Origin of the sequence: Enterococcus sp. DIV2379, from assembly GCF_050542965.1 — a bacterium.
GTDB classification, from domain to species: domain Bacteria; phylum Bacillota; class Bacilli; order Lactobacillales; family Enterococcaceae; genus Enterococcus_D; species Enterococcus_D entomosocium.
The window spans coordinates 1761884-1781971 of the sequence record NZ_CP172938.1 but is presented as its reverse complement, the minus strand read 5'-3'; the positions used below and the strand labels follow the sequence as shown (position 1 = coordinate 1781971).

The window sequence follows — 20088 nt, the reverse complement described above, 5'->3', positions numbered from 1 at the left end:
ATTGTCTTGAGGAGATAATGGCGTGAATAAACATAGAAAAAATAAAAATTATTGCGCTGAAATAGCGATGCCAATGGCTTTTTCCCCTAAATGCGTGCCGATAACTGGTCCGAAGTGACCAATCTCAATTTCTGCATTTGGATATTTCGCTTGTAGCTTCGCTTTTTCTTCTTTCGCTACTTCTAAATTATTGGCGTGGATTACATAAAATTTAACAGGCAATGCGATTTCTTGCTCCCGTTGACCAATGATATCTTCCGCGCGATTGAATGCTTTTTTGCTGGAACGAATGCGCTCGTAAAGCACAATTTTTCCTTGATCAAAGGTCAAAATCGGTTTGATTTTTAATAATCCGCCAATCAAGGCTGCTCCATTGGTTAAGCGACCGCCACGAACCAAGTTATTCAAGTCGTCAACGATCAAATAGGCATAGGTATTGTCTCTGATAGTGTCCAGATGGGAAATGATCTCTTCTACGGTTTTGCCTTGACTTGACAGATCAAGAGCGGTTTCTACCATGTGCCCCATCGGCATACTTGTGATTTTCGAATCGTAAGGAATGATTTGAACGCCTTCGATTTCATCGGTAATTCCATAAAGCGTTCCGATAAATCCAGAGATACCGCTTGATAAGTGGATACTAATGATCGTGTCGTAACCGCGATCTTTCAATGACTCATATAAGGCTAACACTTCTCCTAATACCGGTTGAGAAGTGGTTGGGAATTCTTTGCTGTTTTTCAACAAAGCGTAATACTCATCAGCTTCAATGTCGATGCCCTCATTGTAGACTTTTCCATCTAAAATAACAGGGATCGGTATGATAAACAAATCTTCATGGTTTTTGATCCGTTCCGGCAGATAAGCTGTACTGTCAGTAACAACGGCTAATTTCATTCTTTTTCCTCGTTTCAACAAATTTCAAACGTCATTAATAATATAGCATAAATTTACTTACTTTCAAATGGTTTTCAGAACTTTTCATTCTGCTTACTCATTAAGAAAATTCCTGATCGCTTGTTGATTGGTTTCAAGATTGACGACTAACACACTTCCGGCACTCGCACTTGAACCGTATTGCCAAGAGTCAGCGACTGGGACAGTTAAGCTGTCGACTCCTCCCGCCCCTCGAGCAATCGAGAAGGTATTTTTTAATAGGAAAGACATTGGCAGGTTGGTGGAAGCATAGCCTAAGACTTTTCCAGCTGCATAAGGCAATTTTAAAATAGCTAAAGGATTTTTCATTTCGCTAAAGATCGCATCCATTACTTGCTGCTGTCGTCTTACACGACCGAAGTCACCTTCTTCGTCCATCCGAAAGCGTGCGTATTGCAACAGCTCAAGCCCATTCATTTGTTGTTGCCCTTGCTTGATGGCAACTTCAAGATTTTTACTCATATCTTTTTCCGCGTTGATAGCAACGCCTGAGGGAAACAATGTGTCGATCACTTTTTCAAAGGAACGAAAGTCAACTTTTGCATAATAGTTGGTTTCTAGCCCGAAGTTCTCCGCTAACGTTTGTCTAACCAAATCAGCACCACCAAAGGCATAAGCCGCATTGATCTTGTTTTCGCCATAACCGGGAATCGTAACTAAAGTATCCCGCATAAAGGAAAGTAGCTTCGGTTGCTTACTGGGACCATCTAATTGCAAAACCATAATAGTGTCTGCTCGTCCAGCTTCTCCTTCACGACTATCACTACCAATGAGCAATATATTCCGAGCACCATTTGCAGCGGCCGTACCATTAAAGGTCTCTTCATCAGTCGTAGCAAAAGCAGCGTCACTTCTTGCGACTTGCTGACCGACAAGAAACGCAATCAATGAATAGGCAAAAAGCACCAATAGTACCCGAACCACAATACGCAGAACTGGGTGCTTCCGCTTTTTCTTTTGTTTGAGTTGCTTGGTCTTCTTAAGCTTTGGCGGTTTTTGTTTGCTTTGTTCCTGGCTTTGATGCATCGCAGGCTTCTGAGCAGATAGCGGAGGGATCGCGCTTTTTCGTCCCTCAGATTTTATTGCTCCTACTTGTGACTGTTCTCGAGAACTTTGAGCCGCACGAGAGTCGCTTGCCCTAGGATGATCGGTGTTTTGATAAGGAATGTCTCCTACTCGCTCATCAGCAGAAAAAGTAGAATCACTCGGTCTGACGCGCTGGTTTCTTCTTTTGGCTTCTCGACGGGCAAAGATACTTTCTTTGGCTGCCTGACTGGATTCCTTTTCTAGCCGTTCATGCAGTTTTTTATTTTTTTCCATCCTGCTCATTGCTTCTGATCCTCCAACTAAAAAATAGCTCTCTGTCTATAAGGATACCCTAGACCTTATAGAAAGAAAGCTATTTTCTGAAATTTTAACCTTTTTCTAGGAAATTTCTTCATATTTTACCTTAGATGCTTTGATGCGCCTTGTCGTATGCTCACAAATCCTGCTTGCTCATAAAATGATTTCACTTGGTTTGCCGACCAAAAGTTTAGTGAGAGATCATCGAAGCCTTTTTCCAGCGCAACATTTTCAGCAAATGCCAACAATTGTTTTCCAATATGCATCCCTTGGTACCGAGGGTCAACAGCGATCGCTGCAATTTCCAGCCACTTTCGTTCATGCATCATCGCATTTTGTGGCAAACAGACCTCTTGAAGATGCACAAAGCCACAAGGCTGGTCCGCCAACCAAGCGATAAAAAAGTGGTGGCTTGGCTCTTGCAGCTGCTGTGTGATTGCTTGTTCAAATCTTGACTGATCAAAGGGCTTAAAAATCGTTGGGTACCATTGATGGTGCTGTGTTTGGATCTCTTTATGAAACGTTGCTAATAGGGTTTCATCTTGGCTAAATTTTATTTTGACTTGAGTCATTCTTGGTCACTTCCTCAACAACATTTACGGAATACACGCCGAGAAGATGGACTTGACCACCCAACAACTGAATTTCTTCAAAGGCATTTACAATCAGTTGCCACGGCTTGTCCATCACCAGATCGATCACGAAAAAGTATTCCCCTAAGGTGGTTTTTGAAGGCCGCGATTCAATTTTGCTTAAATCAATTTCTCGCCAGCCAAAGGTTGCTAAGATTTTGTGCAAGATCCCCGGTCGGTTTGCTGGCAGCGTCACAAAAATCGTTGCTTTCTCAGCAGACTGCTCTGGTAACTGGGTGTTTGCTACTTTCTTCGTCAAAACCCAAAAACGGGTTTGATTAAAGGCAACATCTTGAATATTGGTTTCTTTGATCGTTAATTGATAGGCCAATGCCGCTTCTTTGGAAGCAATCGCCGCAACTGCTTCTTCTGGATGTTTTGCTACGTAGGCTGCTGCAGTCGTTGTGGAAGCAACCGCCTCAACAGTAGCTCCAGCAAATCGGGCTTCGATGAAGTCGGCACATTGCGCTAAGGCTTGCGGATGAGAAATTATCTTAGTGATGGGACGGTTGTCTTTTGATGTTTGCTGAGAAACTAACAATTGATGATTGATCGGTAAAATAACTTCCTGTTCGATGCTCAACTGATTTTGACGAAAGAGCGTATCAATCGTGGCATGAACAGACCCTTCTAATGAGTTCTCGTTCGGAACGACCGCGCGATCGATCACGCCGTTAGCTAGCGCTTGAATACAAAGCGGAATCGATCCATAGGGGATACAGGTATTTTCCGGATAAGCTTCTTGCGCAGCTAAATGCGTAAAGGAACTTTTCGGTCCTAAATAACCAATCTTCATTTTATGCACCCGCTTTGATCAAAATTTCCTGTACGATTTCTTCTGGTGCTTTGTTCGTCGTTTCAACGATTAATGAAGCAGTTTCTTCATAAAGAGGGATCCGAGGACGGTAAACAGCCAATATTTCTTCTGGTGATTTTGAGACGACTAAGGGACGAATGCTGCCATTATCCGCCTTTAAGCGATGAATCAGCTCCTCGGGATCTGTTTTTAAATACACGACGAGCGGCATCTCTTTTAAAAGTTGACGATTTTCTTCTTTTAATACGATGCCCCCACCAGTGGAAATAATTTGTTCCTTTGCCAAAGTTTTAGCTAAAATATCCGTTTCGATTTTGCGAAAGGCTTCCTCACCGTGTTGGTCGAAAAATTCTTGAATGGTCATGCCGATCTCAGCAACGATCAAGTCATCAAAATCCACATGAGACTGTTTCGTTTCTTCAGCCAAAAGACGACCAATCGTGGTTTTTCCAGCACCCATAAATCCAATTAATATCACTTTTTTCACTCGCTGTTTCCTCCTTTAGCCAAACGTGCGACATCCTCAAAAAAATCAGGATAAGAAACTGCTACGGCTTCGGCTTTTTCTAATTCTACCTCTTCATCTGTCAATAAGGCGGCAATTTGCAGCATCATGCCGATGCGATGGTCCCCCCGACTTGACACACGTCCGCCATGCAAAGGGGTTGGACCGTTGATGATCAACCCGTCCTCGGTGGGAGTGATGTCCGCCCCAAGTTTTGTCAACTCTTCGGCAGTTGCATCAATTCGGTTGGTTTCTTTTACTTTCAGTTCTTCCGCATCTTTGATCACCGTTTTGCCATGAGCCTGCGTGGCTAACAACGCAATGATCGGCAATTCATCGATCAAGCGTGGGATAATATCGCCAGCGATGGTTACTGCCTGCAAGGTAGAACTTCGAACGGTAAGGTCAGCTGATTGATTCTGATCGTCTTGATTGGAACAAGCAATCGAAGCACCCATCTCCTCTAGCACGTCAAGAATTCCTGTACGAGTGGGGTTGATCCCGACATTTTTTAAAACGATCTCACTTTCTGGCATAATCGCGCCGGCTGTTAGGAAAAAAGCAGCGGAGGAAATATCACCAGGAACAATTACTTCTTGTCCTTGGAGTGTTTGAGGTCCCGTCACAGTGATCGTTTTGCCTTGTGTTGTGATGACGCCACCGAATTGACGGATCATTTCTTCAGTATGGTTACGGCTCGCCTCTTTTTCAATAATCGTCGAGGTACCTTGTGCTTGCAATGCCGCAAAAATCAGCGCCGATTTTACTTGGGCACTTGCTACGGACATCTGATAATTGATGGGCTGTAAAGAAGCAGTACCACTAACGGTGATCGGTGGGAACTCCGTCTGCTCATGCCCTCTCACATTGGCACCCATTTCTCTTAATGGCAGCATCACTCGGTTCATCGGACGTTTATTCAAAGAGTTATCGCCGAATAAGGTGGTTGTAAATGGCTGTCCAGCCAAAATCCCCATCATTAAGCGAATCGTTGTACCAGAATTGCCGATATCAATTGGGTCTTGGGCAGGCTTAAGGCCATTAAAGCCCTGTCCTTCAATCGTGATCGTCTGACCGTCATCATGGATTGGAACGCCTAATGATTGAAATGCATGAAGGGTGCTATAGCAGTCTTCTCCACGCAAGAAATTACGGACAATCGTTGTCCCTTCGGCTAACGCCCCAAACATGATACTACGATGCGAGATTGATTTGTCAGCAGGGACTGCTATCGTCCCTTTTAGATGTGTTGCTTTTTTTAGTTTCATAACGGCCTCCTATTTTTTTCGACATGAATAGGTCGTCTTTTTTTGAATCAGCTGCTCTGCTTGCAGCAAATCATTTTGCGTTTTGAATGAAATCTGTAAAACACCAATAATATCTTCTCGAGTTTCAAGAATTTTCAAGTTGATCAAAGAGAGCTGATGTTCGCTCAATAGCCCCGTCACTTCAGCGACAACGCCGGGATGATCCGGTACATCGATGAATAGATCATAGAATGCTGGGATCGCCCCATTTTGATGACCCGGCAATTGATCCCGTGTTTCCTTCGCGGATTCAAAAAATCGAAAGATCGCCCTTTCGTCTTTTTTCTGCAACCAGTGAGCCATGGTCGTCATTTGTTTTTGCCACTCATCGATCAACTGCAGCAGCTCCTGTCGATTACTCAATAAGATATCGGTCCACATACGAGGATCTGAAGAAGCAATGCGAGTGATATCGCGAAAACCGCCTGCTGCAAGTTGCTGCGCTCTAGGATGTTCGTGGTTGAAGGCATCTGCCTGATTGACTAATCCCGAAGCAATAATATGGGGCAGATGGCTCAACATACCTGTGATTTGATCATGCTCTTGGGGAGCAAGTGCCACATATTTGGCTCTAGTGCCGCGAAAAAGCTCTTGTAGTTCTTCCACCCGCTGACTTTTCGTTGGTGTGAAGATATAGTAAGCATTCTCGAAAAGGTTCTCATCGGCTGCTGTGATCCCTGATTTATGAGAGCCAGCCATCGGATGGCCCCCAATAAAATCAAAGGAAAAGGACTCGGCAAATTGCGTGATTTCCGCTTTGGTACTGCCGGTGTCTGTTACCAGGACCGAAGGCTTTAATGAAAGTGCCCCCAGTTCGGCAAGATAGTTTTTGGTGATCTCTACCGGCAATGCCAACAAAATCACGTCGGCACGGACAGCACCTTCAGAAAATGAAGGGGGCACTTCGTCTACTAAACTTGTTGCCAATGCGATCTCATTGGTTTCCTGACAATCCCACCCCATCAAATATGCTTGCGGGTGTGCCTTTTTGATACATGTTGCTAAGGAAGCGCCGATCAATCCTAGACCGGCGACGAAGATATTTTGGCTCATGAAAAGAATCCTCATTTCTACTGGAATTTTTTGCTATTTCTTTAATCAGTAGGTTAACAAGTATTCTCGATACGCCTGAACAGATGCGGTCAATTCTTCGAAAGAATCACTTGGAAACTTTTCTAATAGTTCATTGGCCACCACTGTTGCCACCACACTCTCACAAACAACACTAGCTGCTGGTACAGCGGTGCTATCTGAGCGTTCGACGCTTGCTTTATACGGTTCTTTGCTGTCGATATCAACACTTTGCAACGGCTTGTACAAGGTCGGGATCGGCTTCATAACCCCGCGAACCACAATTGGTTCCCCGTTCGTCATGCCGCCTTCAAAACCACCTAGGTTGTTGCTGCGACGGGTGTAGCCCCGTTGTTCGTCCCATAAAATCTCATCCATGACTTTTGAACCCGGTAAAACACCTGCCTCAAAGCCAACACCAAACTCAGCCCCTTTAAAGGCGTTGATACTGACCACGGCTTGGGCAATCTTTGCATCAAGTTTTTTGTCCCATTGCACGTAACTGCCAAGACCAGCAGGAACGCCGCCAACAAGCACTTCCACTACGCCGCCGATCGTATCACCATTTTTCTTCGTTTGATCGATCAACTGCTTGATTTCTTCTTCGACAGATGGATCTAAGACTCTTACTTCCGAGGCTTCAGAGCGTTGTGCGATTTCTTTGACGGTCAAGCCTTCTGGAATTTCTGCTTTGATGCCGCCTAACATCGTTACATGACCTGCCACATCGATGCCAAGCTCCTTCAAAATTTTCTTCGCGATTGCGCCGATGGCTACCCGCATAGTCGTTTCCCGGGCAGATGAACGTTCCAGGACGTTTCGTAGATCTTGATGGTGGTATTTCATGCCGCCGACCAAGTCAGCATGGCCAGGTCTTGGTCGTGCCACTCGTCGTAGTTTGCGGTCTTTATCTGGTACCTCTTCGATTGCCATGACCTTGGTCCAATTTTTCCAATCTTTGTTCTCGACCACTAAAGTCACAGGAGAGCCTAATGTTTTTCCATGACGGATACCGGAAGTGATACGGACTTGGTCTTTTTCAATCAACATCCGCCCCCCACGGCCATAGCCGGTTTGTCGTCTCGCTAATTCAAAATTGATGTCTTCTGCTGTTAATGGCAATCCTGCCGGTAACCCTTCGATAATGGCGGTCAACTCTGGTCCATGTGATTCGCCTGCTGTAATATAACGCATGATCCGTTACCTTCCTTTCTTATACTAGGTAGTCTTTGATTTTTTCAGTCGGGATCGTCACGATTTTCGCCTGTCCGATCGCTTCTAATAGAATAATCTTCAATTGTTGCCCGCGGGCTTTTTTATCATGAGTGATTGCTTGGTATAATTGCTCTTTATCTATTTCCCTTGGTGTAATCGGCAAGTGAAACTTCTCAACCATTTCTGTAAGCTGCTGGGTCGTACCTTTTGGTGTTAATCCGGTGGCTTCTGCATGTCGGGTGATCATAATCATCCCCATCGCAACGCCTTCTCCGTGACTAGTCTCAAAAGCAGCCGTTCTTTCTAAGCCATGACCGATCGTATGACCGAAGTTCAGTGTCAGACGACTACCATGATCAAAGGGGTCTTCTTCCACTACTTTTTGTTTAACCTTTAAAGAAGCTGTGATCACATTTTCAGCGTGAGCCAACAAATCGGCTTCATCTTTCAAACCTGCTAACGTTTGCCAAAGTTCAGGATCTGCAATAGCGGCTGACTTGATGATTTCAGCAATGCCTTCTTGGACGCGTTTAAGCGGCAAACTTTCAAGTAAATCTGGATCGATCATCACACCAGCTGGTTGGGCAAACGTGCCAACGAGATTTTTGGCACTGCCAGTATTTACAGCTGTTTTCCCGCCGATACTTGAATCGACCTGTGCCAATAACGTCGTCGGAATCTGCAAGAAATCAATGCCGCGCATATACGTAGAAGCAACAAATCCTCCGAGATCACCGATCACACCGCCACCAAGGGCAATGATTCCATCGCTTCTGGTCATTCCGAATTGGGCAAGACCATCATATAAACTAGCTGCTTGCTCTAGTGATTTGCTTTTTTCGCCGGCTGGTACGATTAACAGTGTCGCTTCAAACCCGGCAGCGGTTATGGAATCAACGATTTGTCCGCCATACAGGGGTGCGACATTGCTGTCTGTAATGACGGCAATGCGCTGTTTGTCCCACAACTGTTGTACCCAGGTTCCGACTTTTTGAAACGCCCCTCGTTTAATGAGGATATCATAGGAATGGTCTTCTAAGTGAATGTGTAACATTGATTTTTGCACCTCTTTTATTGGTTGTCTTCACGCTTAGTCTTGCAACGCTTTGATTTCTTTCATCGCTTTTTCCATGATATGGACTTCTTTCATCATGTTCATGTACGTTTTTTCGTTAAGTGATTGAGGACCATCAGACCAAGCATTGGCTGGATCTGGATGGATCTCTACGATCATCCCATCGGCGCCGGCAGCAACACCCGCTCTTGCCATTGGTGGTACGAGATCCCAGATACCTGTTCCATGACTAGGATCGACGATGATTGGGAAGTGGCTCAGTTTTTTGATGATTGGTACTGCACTTAGATCAAAGGTATTACGGGTTGCTGTTTCGTAAGTTCGGATCCCACGTTCAATGAAAATCACTTCACTTTTATCTTGAACAGCGATGTATTCCGCTGCATTCAACCATTCGTCGATCGTGCCTGAGATGCCTCGTTTAAGGCCAATTGGTTTCCCAGTTTTTCCAACGGCAGCTAGCAATTTGAAGTTTTGCATGTTCCGAGCACCAATCTGCAAAATATCACTGTATTCCGCCACCATATCGATATGTCCTTCGTCCATGACTTCTGTGATGACTTTCATGCCAGTTTCATCAGCAGCTTGGCGAATGTATTTTAGCCCTTCTTCTTCAAGCCCTTGGAATGCGTAAGGCGACGTGCGGGGTTTGAAGGCACCACCACGTAAGATTTGTGCACCACCAGCTTTGGCGATTCGAGCACATTCACGAATTTGGTCTAAGCCTTCAATCGAACATGGACCAGCCATCGTAACAAAGTTGCCGTCACCGATTTTCACACCATCTACATCCACAACCGTATCTTGCGGATGGAACTCACGAGAGGTCAATTTGTAAGTATTTGAGATCCGAATGGCATCTTCGACACCTTCGTAGCTGCGAAAAGCAACATCTTGGATGCGGCGTGTATCCCCTTTTAACCCGATAACGACCTGTTCTTTTCCTTGGTTGACTTGAACATCTAAGCCTTCTTTTTTGATTCTAGTTACAACAACTTCAACTTGTTCTGGCGTAGCGCCTGGTTTCATAATTACGATCATTTTTTCTTCCTACTTTCGTTTTTTCTAATTTTTTTTTTTTACATGGATTCAATAAGTGCTTTTACTTTTTCAACAGGCATTTCTTGGCCTGTCCAAAGTTTAAATGCAGCTGCACCTTGATACAGCAACATGCTTAAGCCGTTTGCAGTTTTGGCACCGACTGCTTTCGCATCTTTCAAAAGCTGCGTTTCTCTTGGATTATAGATGACATCATAGACAGCTAATGATTCCCGCAAGAGTGTTTTGTCTTTTAGAGGACTTACCGTATCATTCGGCTTCATCCCCACGCCAGTAGCATTAACTAAAAGACTGCTTTGATCGATGGCTGTTTTTAGAGCCGTCTGATCTTCTAAATCCGTTAATGTGATCTCAGAGGCGGTCTTTTCTGCGATCTGTGTCAATTTTTCCTGAATGATTGGATAAAACTCATCCTTGCGGTTAAAGACACGGATCGTTTTGACACCATCTAGTGCAGCTTGACTAATGATTGCTGTCGCTGCTCCACCTGCACCGATCACAGTCATCGTTTTTCCAATGATCGACACTTGAATGTCTTCAAGTGCGCGCATAAAGCCGATACCATCTGTATTGTGCCCAATCAATCGCCCCTCTCGATTGACGATTGTATTGATTGCGCCGATCAGCTCGGCTGCTGGTGAGCATTCATCCATCAACGGTACTGCTGCCATTTTATGGGGCATTGATAGATTGACACCTAAGAGATCCAACTGACGGATGCTTTGGATACTAGCGGCTAAATCATCCGGCTCAACATCAAAGGCCAGATACACGGCGTCGATCCCTTGTTCTTCAAAAGAAAGATTGTGCATCGCTGGAGAGATGCTGTGTTTGGCTGGTTTGGCAAATAGTGCCGCCAACCGTGTGTGACCGGTTATCATTTGTTTCATCTGGTTCATTCCTTTCAACAAAAAAAGATGTCCACCGTAGATATAAGAATCTACAGTGGACACCTTCAAACATTACATATCGGCAAAGCTAGATATGTGAATATAAAAAATAGCCACTATAGATTTTACGATCTACGTGGCTGCGAATTCATTACGAAATGCTCTAGCCATCATAGATACAAACTTAGCGTTTGTACCCATGCCTTCATGAATACAAACCTATCTAAAATAGCTAAAGTAATATTTATTCAGTTGTGTGGGGTTCGTTAGCAATAATTTTTGCATAGTCCTTCGCTCCAAACTGATGTAAGATTGACCTAAGTATAGGTTTAACTTTGAAAGATGTCAATGATTTTTTCTTATTTTTTTCATTTATTTGATTATTTTTTTTGAAAACACTGTTCTATCAAGGGTTTATAAGTCGTCTTCAAAGAACAGTAACAGTTCTGGTAAACTTAAGCGAGCTTTTTCATCTGCTGAAAGATCCTTGACGATTTCCCCTTTTCTGAGCAGGATCAGGCGGTCTCCGTATTTTAATGCATCTTCCATCCGATGGGTGATCATGAGACAAGTTAGATTTTGTTCTTCCACGCGTTTTGCTGTGATTTGCATCAGCTGTTTGGAGGTCTTTGGGTCTAACGCAGCCGTATGTTCATCTAGCAACAACAGTTTTGGTGTTTGAATCGTTGCCATCAATAAACTTAGTGCCTGTCGTTGACCACCAGATAAACTGCCCGTTGGCGTATCCAAATGATTTTCCAACCCATTGCCGATTTCTTTACAAAGGGCATAGAACGTTTCTCTTTGCCCTTGGAGTTGTCGAAGACCTAGTGACCGTTTTTCCCCTCTTTTTTGTGCTAATAGAAGATTTTCTGCCACTGTCATACGGGGAGCCGTCCCCATTTTCGGGTCTTGGAAGACACGTGCCAAAAAGCGGGCGCGTTTTTCTTCCGAAAGTGCGGTCACGTTTTGATCATCGATCATCACTTGCCCACTCGTCAAGGGCATGGTGCCTGAGATGCAGTTGAATAACGTACTTTTGCCGGCGCCATTTCCTCCGACGACCGTGACAAATTCTCCTGGTTTTAAAGAAAGATCGATTTTATTCAAGAGCACTTTTTTCTCATTCGGTCCGTTGCCGACAACTTTAAAGGCTTTTTTTAAGGCTAACATTATTCATCCTCCGTTTCAAAACCAGTGCGTAGATGCAAGGCTTGTTTAAATTGAGGGATCAACAGGCAGATCGTCAAGACGATTGCAGAGAAGATCTTCAAGTAAGTCGTATCAAATCCAGCTTTGATCACAAATAGGATCAATAATTGGTAGATAATGCTGCCGATCACGATAGCGATCAGACGTTCCAGCAAGGTCAATTCACCATATAATACCTCACCAATGATGATTGACGCCAGTCCGATAACGATCACACCGATTCCCTTGCTTATGTCGGCGTAGCCGTCGTTTTGAGCGATCAATGCGCCTGAGAGTGCGATCACGCCATTGGAGACGATCAGTCCAATGATTTTCATTCGATCCGTATTGATCCCCATTGACTTGGCCATGTGTTCATTATCCCCGGTAGCAATATAAGCTTGACCCAAGTTGGTATGGAAAAAGTAAACCAAGACGCCCCCAATCAACAAGACCATGATCAATCCGATAATCACCGTATCATAATAATTCGGTAAATTCATTCTAGTAAAAAAATCTTGAATTTTCGGTTGGTTTAATAAAGAGAGGTTTGGTGAGCGCATCACAAACAGCATGACCGAGTTCAATGAAGACATCACCAAAATACCTGCTAAAATCACGGGAATTTTGCCTTTTGTATAAAGAAGTCCTGTCACATAGCCCGCACACATCCCAGCCAATACTCCTAACAAAGTCGCTAAGACGGGCGACACCCCATGGGTGATCGCTGTCACACAGACAGCACCGCCTAACGGAAAGGACCCTTCCGTCGTCATATCCGGGAAATTCAAAATACGATAGGTCATAAAAATCCCTAATCCCAGGATTCCCCAAAGTAGCCCTTGCCCTATTGCTGAAACAATCATCATTCTTCCTCCATATTCTTACAAGTTTTCTCTTTCAAGACTCTCTCGGTGATCGCAGGTGATTGCTGTTCCTAATTGTTACTCATCACTTGCTTCACTTTCCGGTGTCGTTGTAATCAATTTTGCCTCGTCTTTGAGGTTTTCTGGGATAGTGATGCCCAATAACTGCGCTTGTGTTTCATTAATGATCGTTTCGCCATCGCTGAATGTATAGATCGGCGTTGTCGCAGGTTCGGCCGTCCCGTCAAGAATTGCTGCCACCATCTTCCCAGTTTCGACCCCAATCGTAAATTGATCTTGCCCAACCGTTGCTAAGCCGCCTTGTTCCACCATCGTATCAACAGACGTGATGATGGGCGTTTTTGATTTATTGGCTTCTTGTACTACCGTCTGCATTGCGTTTGCGATCGTGTTATCTAACGGAATATAGATAAAGTCGACTTCTCGTGCCATCACTTGCACCATTTGAGCAATTTCGTTACTTGAAGGAACGGCATACGATTTGCTGGTCAAGCCATTTTCTTCGGCAGCAGCTTCTGCTTCTGCCACTTGGTATTTCGAATTGTCTTCAGTCGAAGAATACAAAATGCCGACTGTTTTTGCCTCCGGCAGCAAATCTTTTGCTAGTTTGATTTGCGCAGCGACGGGTGCTTTATCTGAAACACCAGTGATATTTCCACCGGGTTGATCCATATCTGCCACGAGATTTGCCCCAACTGGATCAGTGACCGCTCCTAAAACGATTGGTACATCCTGAGTGACATTCGCCAACGCTTGTGCTGCGGGTGTTGCTACCCCAACCAAAACGTCGGCATCTTTATTTAGCAGTTGCTGACTCATCGTCGCCAATTTGCTTTGATCCGCTTGGCCGTTTTGGAATTCGATCGTCAAGTTGTCCCCTTCGGTATAGCCTGATTCTTTAAGGCCTTCTTTGATCCCCTCCGTGATCGCATCTAACGCTTCGTGACTGACAAATTGCAGAATCCCAACTGTTTTTTCAGCTTTTTCTACTGGTTCCGAAGTCTCACTGGCTTGATTGGTTCCACTTCTCATTCCTAACTGATAGACGAAGGTCGCTCCTAAAAATAATAAAATAACGGCAACCGATGCAATTAATCCCTTGTTTTTCATTTTTCATTCTCCTTTTTCTGCTTACGTTTTTCGTGTTTTCGTTTTACGGTTTTTGAGAACAAAAAAAGCAACTGCCTATGTGACGGCAATTGCAAGTAAGCAAAAGCCGCATAGAAGCTTGTCCTATGCGGCGATAAATTCAACTACCAGCATAGATACAGCACTTTAGAAGGTTCTCTAAAAAGTTGTATCTATGGAATGAGGTCCCATCAATACAACTATCTACGCCAGTTTTGCCATGATTTCACTTGCAATGGAATAAATAGTTTCATGATTGTTCCTCCTTCTCAACTTGTTTTCTTTCTTGATTGAATTCAGTTTAGCCTATTGATAAAAAAACGTCAACAATTTTCTGTCAAATTGTCAGATTTTTTTATCAATCATTGGCAGAAGAACGAATCGTCCACATGGGTAAACGATTCAATTCTGGGATGAATTCCGTCGTTGGCTGCTCAAATGAATCAAAAGTAAAGCGATTTTTCTCGACTCCTTCTTCATAGAAGACAAAGGTCACTTTATCAGGATCAATGTCATATTCATTGGAGAAAAATGCCACGTCATAGACGATCGGATAATAAAAAAATGTTCGATTCATTTCGTCTTCCTGTGCTTGGATCAGATCAAACACTTGATCCAGCTGTGGGCCATTTGGTTTACTGTACATCACAGAAATCGCTCTTGTTTCGCGAATCGTCTTATCAGCTGTCAAATATGGTAATGGCTGTACTTTTTCCGAAGGTAACTTGTCGAAAGCGATTCGATCCACTAAAGAGGCGTTGATGCGATTTTGAGAAAAAACGATCAAGCCTGCAAAAACCAGCGCGAAAAGAATGCCTCCGATCAGCGTGAAAATCGTTTTTTTCTGATCACGGTATAGATCATCTAACAAAGCTTGCCAGCTTTCCACTGTTTTTTCTTTCGTGTAATGAACAAAGTTCCTAACTTGTTCCATAATTTGCCCACCTTTTTTAAAAATCCTACTATTAATTCATACTATCAATTCCCTTCTAGAACGTCAAGAAACTTCACATTTCTTCGATAATTCGGTAAGATAAAAGAAAACGGTAAAGGAGTCATTATGCATAATCTAGCTAGTTCTTTGATGACTGGAGCCAACCCAATCTTCGATTTCATTGTTGTCTGTTTAAACTTTCTCTCCATTTTCGTCATCGTTTGGGGTGTATTGATCGCAGGCATTGATTTCGTGCGCTACGAATTAACAGAAAAGGACCGTTTGGTGGCAGCCAGAGAGAATAATTTTATCCGCAATTATTTAGGGAGTTATGTCTTATTAGGTCTTGAGATCTTGATTGCAGCAGATATTATTGAGACGATCATCCACCCTACTTTCGAAGACATCGTACGTCTAGCTGCAGTCGTTATTATTCGAACAGTCATCTCTTATTTCTTGAACAAAGAAATTGAGCGTGCACTGCAAACCACCGATCACCAACCTAACAAGAAAAAGGAAAGCTAGCTGCCATGGCTTTTCTTTGGATTCTTCGGTATAATAGATAGGAATATTTGACATTGGAAGGATCAATCCCTCAGTCAAACTATCCTTATAAGAAAAGAGGGAAACAATATGTCTTTTGATGGTGTTTTTACCCATTTAATGGTCAAAGAATTACAAAATCAATTAACCAGTGGACGTGTGAACAAAATTCATCAACCTTATGAAAATGAGGTCGTATTTGTGATCCGTGCCCAAGGGAAAAATCATAAACTTTTGCTATCCGCACATCCCACCTATGCTCGTGTGCAATGCACAACGATCGCCTATAGCAATCCAGAAACCCCACCGAATTTCTTGATGATGCTGCGGAAATATTTAGAAGGGGCGATCTTAGAATCAATCGAACAAATCGACAATGACCGTGTGATCCATTTTCATTTTACTCGACGAGATGAACTAGGTGATTTACAATCCCTCGTCTTGATTGTCGAATTGATGGGCCGTCACAGCACGATTTTATTAATGAATAAGACGAGCGGAAAAATTGTCGATACAATCAAACACATTGGTCATTCACAAAATACGTATCGTACTTTATTACCGGGTGCTACTTATATTGCACCACCAAAGCAAACAACACTTAATCCTTTTACAGCCTCTCGCACCAAAATTTTTGAAGAATTATCGACCATCGATCCCTTGACGGCAAAAGAACTTCAACAACGATTCCAAGGCTTAGGCCGCGATACAGCAGAAGAATTAATCGCTCGAATCAATGCCAATCCCAATGAAAAACTGCGTCAGTGGGAAGCTTTCTTTACAGAGCTTACCCAGGAGCTAGCGCCAAGTTATCTTCAGTCAGAGAAAAAGGAATATTTCACACCAATTCCCTATCCATCATTGATCGATGCGACCACCACTGTCACCCATTATCAGAGTCTGAGCGAGCTTTTAGATGCGTTTTATCACGACAAGGCGGAAAGAGATCGGGTCAAACAACAAGGTGGCGAATTACTAAAGAAGATTGAGAATGAACTGAAACGGAACCAATTGAAGTTAAAGAAACGCCAACAAACGTTAATCGATTCAGAAAACGCCGAAGAATTTCGTCAAAAAGGTGAGCTTTTGACGACCTTTATGAATCAAGTCCCCCGTGGTGCTGCTTCAGTTGATTTGGAAAATTACTATGATGAGAATCGGCTTTTGACGATCAAATTAGATCCCGCTCTTTCTCCCAATCAAAATGCTCAGAAATATTTTCAACGTTATCAGAAATTAAAAAATGCAGTCAAATTGGTCCATCAGCAGATTGCCGAAACGAAAGAAGAAATCGCGTATCTCGAATCCGTGTTAGCCCAATTAGAAATCGCCTCTCCAATGGATCTGGCGGTTATTCGGGAAGAACTGATTGCACAAGGCTATGTCAAAAATCGGACGAAACAGCGTAAAAAAGCCGCTCCTTCGCAACCAGAACGATTTCTTTCTTCAGACGGAACAGAAATTTTCGTTGGAAAAAACAATTTACAAAATGACCAACTGACCTTAAAAACAGCTCGTAAGAGTGATATCTGGCTGCATACCAAAAATATTCCTGGCTCTCATGTCATCATTCGTTCGGATGATCCTAGTGAGACAACCTTAATGGAAGCTGCAGAGCTTGCCGCATATTTCTCAAAATATCGTCAATCTGCCCAAGTACCGGTGGACTATGTGCAAGTCAAACATATTCGGAAACCGAATGGTGCCAAACCTGGATTCGTCATTTATGAGAATCAAAAAACGCTTTTTGTGACACCTGATGAGGGAATTTTGAGATTAAAACAGTCCTAGCTGCTCCTCAGTCTATTCGGATCAAAAAATCATAGTGTAATCAATAGAAGAACCGACCACAAAAGCGCTGCGAAACTACACGCGCTTGTGATCGGTTTTTATGCTTTTTCCTTCTATCTACTGCTCTTTCAGCGACAATTTTGCTTAGCTTGAAACACAAAAGGCAAGCCTTCTCAGAATTTAGCCATCGACGTATCTGCTAGATCCGATAGAATGGCATTCGAAAATCACCGTGAGAAAGTAGCTTCTGCTAGCTAATAAATTCCACCATCCTCCATAGTGACTTTCTTCTCGAAATCAAAATGATACAGCTTTTCCCAGTGATTGATATTCAACGTTCCTTTGGTCAAATGGATTGCTAGAAAGCAACAGCCTTTATCATTCTCATTGTTGACTTCGTCGTACCAGACAAAGGCTTTGCGAATTTTGCATCTTAATTCTGCATTTTTAGGGTCTAGCACCCAACCTAAATTCTCCCCTTGACCGACCGCAGTAAACCATTCACCGCTAACAGCAATGGAAACTGCTGGGTTCTTTTTGATTTGCTTGATTTTATTGGATTGCTCGTGTGTCGACACGTAAAAAACGCCCTCTTCATAAAAAGCATCAACTTCTCGAACGACTGGTTGTATGTGTCCCTCTACAGTTTTGTCACAAGCTGTCGTCGCAAGGGCAATCACATTGTCTTTAAAATATCCGAATTTTTCTTCAAGCAGCTTTATTCCTTCTTCATACTGGTGGGTCATTATTCTGTTCCTCCCTGCATCTTAATTCTTTTTTTAAAAGGAATCCATAATTCGACATGAACCACATGATTTTCCCCTTTACGATAAAGCTCAGGAAAAAAATTCTCAGCAATCCAGCCATTTTTCTTGAGCCAAAAACGGGTATAACGCATCGCCTTTCCCATATTGATGATCAGTTGCTCTGAGACCGTATCAAAGCTGCAAACAATATACTCACGTTCTGGTAAAGTCCATTCAGTGCAGTTGAGAAATTGCGAACCATCAGATATTTGACCAACAAAATAACTTGAATAGCCTTCAGGCGCATCTCCCAAAAATGAAACACCGATCAGGCAATGATCGGTGCGAGGCTGATTGGCAGTCTTTTGATAAAAATCATGCCAAATATCATCAATCGGATCAATCCCTGTTCGTTGGCCCAGCATTTTTCCATACTTAAATGGATAGTAACCAACAACGCCACAAAAAACCAGCGGTTGCTGATTTCGCTTCTTCTGAATCTCCAAAACGACTCCTTCGCTGATCAATGGATTGCCTTCTTCTGTGACAATATACCCTAAAGATAGATCCGGCTTATCAAAATTTTGCAAGCCGATCGGCGCTTTTTGGTAAAGAGAAGGTGAAAGTCCATAAACGGTCTTAAAGGTTCTTGAAAATACTGCATGGCTACTAAAACCAACCTCAAAAGCGACCTCAATGACTCGACTTTTTCTGTCTTTTAATAAAACAGCGGCTCTGGCCAGACGACGCAGTTTTATATATTCCCTAACAGAAATTTTAACTAAGCGAGTAAATAAGCGTTGATAATAAAATACAGAAAGTGATGCGACTTGTGCTAACGTTTCGATCTCTAGCGACTCAGCAAGATTGTCTTCGATAAAATCGATGGATTTTTGGATTGCTTCCCATGCATGCATATGGATTTCCTTTCTTTCACTATAAAATACTCAGCCAAAAAAGCTTTACCGTGTCTGCTCTTTTTCTAAAAAAAACTATATTTGTATTTATTTTCACAATGCATTAACTGCCGAGAATCAGCTTATTTAATATTTTAGCATAGCCTTCATGGTCCTAGAATATAAAAATAAAAAAAGACGAAGAGTTTTCGTCTTTTTCTAGTCAATGACATTCTAAAAATTCTAACATCATTTTTATAGATTACCCTTACGAAGTGGTTTCTATACTGACCATCAAATGAAGTCAGTGAGAAACACTACGTAAAAGGATCTATTTTTATAAATTAATAGAAATAAATAGGCCGATCTTTGCGGTCTTGTAATGGGCGATTATTGTTTTCTAACACTTCTTCCCGGAATTCCAAAATGAAGCGGCGGCTCATCTCCCCGATCCAGTCAAAGACGAACCAATTGATTGGCCCTTTGGTTGGCGGTGTCGTCAACGAACCCACATAATGGAAATGGTGGGTGCGTTCTGGTAAGAACATAGTCGGATCAAACCATTGCGTATGGTTTTCAAAGTCCCAGATGCTGTCGTCTTGCTGATTGCAGATCCAGTTGAGCTTATCCGTCAATTTGAATAAGATGCCCACAACCAAGTTTTCTCCGTCCTCATTCATATGGACGAGATGAAACTCTAATTCTTGCTGTTCATCATCGATAATATGTTCAGACGGCATGTGGAAATGAATATCCGTCAAATAGTAGTTGATCCCTTTAAATGTGACATAACTTTCTTTGTTATATGGAACGAAGTGAATCGTATTTTTGAATTCTTTTTCCGTGAACCGCTCTCGTTTATAGTGAAAAGCCAAGTCCTGATCGATAGGTTCTTCGGTTTCATCGTGAACTAAAGCAATTGGGGATTGGTAAGGAAATTCGGCGCCTTGTGCATACCAATCGCACAAAGTGTGCCAATGTTCAGGTCCATTGTCTCCGGAATAACTCCAGGGAACATCCATATTTCTTTTCAAAAAAACAGCCTCCTAATTCAAGTTGACAGCAAGGAATAGCCCTTCCTATCAAAAAAACTTTCTCCCAATGCTATCAGAAAATAGGTA

At 42.9% G+C, this 20088-nt stretch carries 20 protein-coding genes; 2 read left to right on the top strand and 18 right to left on the bottom strand.

Annotation, left to right across the window (positions count from 1 at the left end; all coding sequences use genetic code 11):
• Window positions 1-48: 48 nt before the first annotated feature.
• From IGI92_RS08235 to IGI92_RS08165, 15 genes are all read right to left on the bottom strand, one after another.
• On the bottom strand, window positions 49-897 hold the full coding sequence (locus IGI92_RS08235) for a DegV family protein (RefSeq protein ID WP_005235946.1): 849 nt from the start codon (window positions 895-897) through the stop codon (window positions 49-51).
• A gap of 93 nt (window positions 898-990) precedes the next feature.
• Window positions 991-2265, bottom strand: coding sequence for an LCP family protein (locus IGI92_RS08230; RefSeq protein WP_430608463.1), 1275 nt, complete (start codon window positions 2263-2265; stop codon window positions 991-993).
• 116 nt (window positions 2266-2381) lie between these two features.
• The gene (locus tag IGI92_RS08225) at window positions 2382-2852 is read right to left on the bottom strand and encodes a GNAT family N-acetyltransferase (RefSeq protein WP_005235950.1); all 471 of its coding nucleotides are present in this window, start codon (window positions 2850-2852) and stop codon (window positions 2382-2384) included.
• Complete coding sequence (gene pheA, locus IGI92_RS08220) at window positions 2827-3708, bottom strand: prephenate dehydratase (RefSeq protein WP_430608462.1); 882 nt, start codon at window positions 3706-3708, stop codon at window positions 2827-2829. Before pheA ends, IGI92_RS08225 begins: the two co-directional genes overlap by 26 nt.
• A 1-nt stretch (window position 3709) precedes the next feature.
• Window positions 3710-4216, bottom strand: coding sequence for a shikimate kinase (locus tag IGI92_RS08215; protein WP_008379901.1), 507 nt, complete (start codon window positions 4214-4216; stop codon window positions 3710-3712).
• Window positions 4213-5502, bottom strand: a complete 1290-nt coding sequence (gene aroA, locus IGI92_RS08210; RefSeq protein ID WP_430608461.1) for a 3-phosphoshikimate 1-carboxyvinyltransferase — start codon at window positions 5500-5502, stop codon at window positions 4213-4215. Before aroA ends, IGI92_RS08215 begins: the two co-directional genes overlap by 4 nt.
• A 9-nt stretch (window positions 5503-5511) precedes the next feature.
• Window positions 5512-6594, bottom strand: coding sequence for a prephenate dehydrogenase (locus IGI92_RS08205; protein WP_430608459.1), 1083 nt, complete (start codon window positions 6592-6594; stop codon window positions 5512-5514).
• Between the two features lie 45 nt (window positions 6595-6639).
• Window positions 6640-7806, bottom strand: coding sequence for a chorismate synthase (gene aroC / locus IGI92_RS08200; RefSeq protein ID WP_430608458.1), 1167 nt, complete (start codon window positions 7804-7806; stop codon window positions 6640-6642).
• Between the two features lie 19 nt (window positions 7807-7825).
• A complete protein-coding gene (gene aroB, locus IGI92_RS08195) occupies window positions 7826-8881 on the bottom strand; it encodes a 3-dehydroquinate synthase (protein ID WP_430608456.1) in 1056 nt (351 codons plus the stop codon).
• Between the two features lie 36 nt (window positions 8882-8917).
• Entirely contained in the window at window positions 8918-9943 is a 1026-nt protein-coding gene (gene aroF / locus IGI92_RS08190) for a 3-deoxy-7-phosphoheptulonate synthase (protein WP_005226100.1), read from the bottom strand.
• Window positions 9944-9981: 38 nt separating this feature from the next.
• The gene (locus IGI92_RS08185; protein WP_430608454.1) at window positions 9982-10851 is read right to left on the bottom strand and encodes a shikimate dehydrogenase; all 870 of its coding nucleotides are present in this window, start codon (window positions 10849-10851) and stop codon (window positions 9982-9984) included.
• A gap of 414 nt (window positions 10852-11265) precedes the next feature.
• Complete coding sequence (locus IGI92_RS08180; protein WP_008379891.1) at window positions 11266-12024, bottom strand: ABC transporter ATP-binding protein; 759 nt, start codon at window positions 12022-12024, stop codon at window positions 11266-11268.
• On the bottom strand, window positions 12024-12908 hold the full coding sequence (locus tag IGI92_RS08175) for an ABC transporter permease (protein WP_430608453.1): 885 nt from the start codon (window positions 12906-12908) through the stop codon (window positions 12024-12026). The genes IGI92_RS08180 and IGI92_RS08175 overlap by 1 nt, the downstream gene beginning before the upstream one ends.
• A 78-nt stretch (window positions 12909-12986) precedes the next feature.
• Complete coding sequence (gene trpX / locus IGI92_RS08170) at window positions 12987-14039, bottom strand: tryptophan ABC transporter substrate-binding protein (RefSeq protein WP_010748363.1); 1053 nt, start codon at window positions 14037-14039, stop codon at window positions 12987-12989.
• 376 nt (window positions 14040-14415) lie between these two features.
• Window positions 14416-14991 carry a hypothetical protein gene (locus IGI92_RS08165; RefSeq protein WP_005235969.1) on the bottom strand — a complete coding sequence of 192 codons (576 nt, stop codon included), beginning with the start codon at window positions 14989-14991 and terminating at the stop codon, window positions 14416-14418.
• Window positions 14992-15117: 126 nt separating this feature from the next.
• On the opposite strand from IGI92_RS08165, the gene IGI92_RS08160 reads away from it, so the two are divergent.
• On the top strand, window positions 15118-15516 hold the full coding sequence (locus IGI92_RS08160; RefSeq protein ID WP_005235970.1) for a DUF1622 domain-containing protein: 399 nt from the start codon (window positions 15118-15120) through the stop codon (window positions 15514-15516).
• 108 nt (window positions 15517-15624) lie between these two features.
• A complete protein-coding gene (efbA, locus tag IGI92_RS08155) occupies window positions 15625-17325 on the top strand; it encodes a fibronectin-binding protein EfbA (protein WP_016620149.1) in 1701 nt (566 codons plus the stop codon).
• A 254-nt stretch (window positions 17326-17579) separates the two neighbouring features.
• On the opposite strand, the gene IGI92_RS08150 is transcribed toward efbA, so the two are convergent.
• The 3 genes from IGI92_RS08150 to IGI92_RS08140 form a co-directional block, all read right to left on the bottom strand.
• A complete protein-coding gene (locus tag IGI92_RS08150; RefSeq protein WP_430608451.1) occupies window positions 17580-18071 on the bottom strand; it encodes a pyridoxamine 5'-phosphate oxidase family protein in 492 nt (163 codons plus the stop codon).
• The gene (locus tag IGI92_RS08145; RefSeq protein ID WP_430608450.1) at window positions 18071-18988 is read right to left on the bottom strand and encodes a helix-turn-helix domain-containing protein; all 918 of its coding nucleotides are present in this window, start codon (window positions 18986-18988) and stop codon (window positions 18071-18073) included. The genes IGI92_RS08150 and IGI92_RS08145 overlap by 1 nt, the downstream gene beginning before the upstream one ends.
• 323 nt (window positions 18989-19311) lie before the next feature.
• Window positions 19312-19989: a carbonic anhydrase family protein gene (locus IGI92_RS08140; RefSeq protein WP_016620153.1), complete on the bottom strand. Its 678-nt coding sequence runs from the start codon at window positions 19987-19989 to the stop codon at window positions 19312-19314.
• Window positions 19990-20088 lie beyond the last annotated feature (99 nt).